Source organism: Mesorhizobium sp. LEGMi-168a (assembly GCF_058312955.1).
Genome location: NZ_JBZEGV010000153.1, coordinates 1 through 1,043 on the forward strand (window position 1 = coordinate 1; position 1,043 = coordinate 1,043).

A 1,043-nucleotide genomic window follows, 5' to 3' on the forward strand; every position below is an offset into this window, starting at 1 on the left:
GGCGGACATGCGGCAGAGCCCGACCGTACCATCGATCCAGTTGTTATTGCCGCACAGATCATCCTTGCTGTGCAGTGCCTAGTCTCGCGTAAGACAGACCCTCTGGAATCACTGGTGATTTCGGTTACGAAGTTAAGTGCCGCACAGGCTTACAACATCATTCCCGATCAAGTTGCAATATCCGGAACCGTCAGGACCCTTTCACCTGGTCTGAGGGACTTTGCCGAACGAGAAATGTTGGCCGTCACCCAAGGTATCGCGCGCGGATTTGGTGCGGATGTCGAATTCAAATACCTTCGTTCCGTTCCGCCTACCATTAATCATCCTGAAGAAACCCGACTGGCGATCACGGCGGCTCAAGACCTCGTGGGGGCCGCCTCCGTGAACGATGCGGTCAAGGTAAGTCTGGGCGCAGAAGACTTCGCTTATATGCTTGAGGCGCGGCCGGGGGCCTACATTCTGCTTGGTAATGGGCTGACCGCTGACTGTCATAACCCAGCCTTTGATTTCAATGACCAGGCCTTGCCTTACGGCATTGGCTATTGGGTGAAGTTGGTCGAGACGGCTTTAGCTGTCTGAGCGTCGACAGACGAAGCGACTAACGCAGTAGCCCATTGGTCTTCTCATTGGTGCCTCGCTGCCGTGGGCTTTGCGGGATCGCAAAAGTAGACCTGGATGCCCCGTGTCGATCTTGAGGCGATCGTGCTGAGCCATGCGGCTCCCAGATCCCAGGTCAGCGAACGATGGAGTTCTTCGGGCAAGGTGATGATGGTGCGCGTAATCGCGTCGCGCACCATTCAGTTCCATATCCAGCGAGAGCAGGGCCATTCTTACGCAGAACTTCGCCATGCCCCGCCAGTAGGGGAAGAAGAAGCAGCATCGTGAAGCATGTCGTCAACCAGCGTGCTGACTGCGCTGGTGTGGAGAGGGCGACGAGTTGCAGCTCCTGCTATTCGCAAGGCGCCGAACATGGTGTGATCGACCAATCGATCGAGTCGACGGCACGCTGAAGTATCGCCGCGGTCCGAGCTTGGTTGGGCGAC

At 56.9% G+C, this 1,043-nt stretch carries 1 protein-coding gene and 1 pseudogene; one reads left to right on the forward strand and one right to left on the reverse strand.

The annotated features are described in order from the left end of the window. On the forward strand, positions 1-579 hold a 579-nt coding region (locus AC4FWB_RS34575; protein WP_491030695.1), incomplete at its 5' end, for a M20/M25/M40 family metallo-hydrolase. A gap of 22 nt (positions 580-601) precedes the next feature. Here the strand turns inward: AC4FWB_RS34575 and AC4FWB_RS34580 are convergent. Continuing rightward, positions 602-895, reverse strand: a pseudogene (locus tag AC4FWB_RS34580) (transposase); the annotation flags it as partial. Positions 896-1,043: the final 148 nt, after the last annotated feature.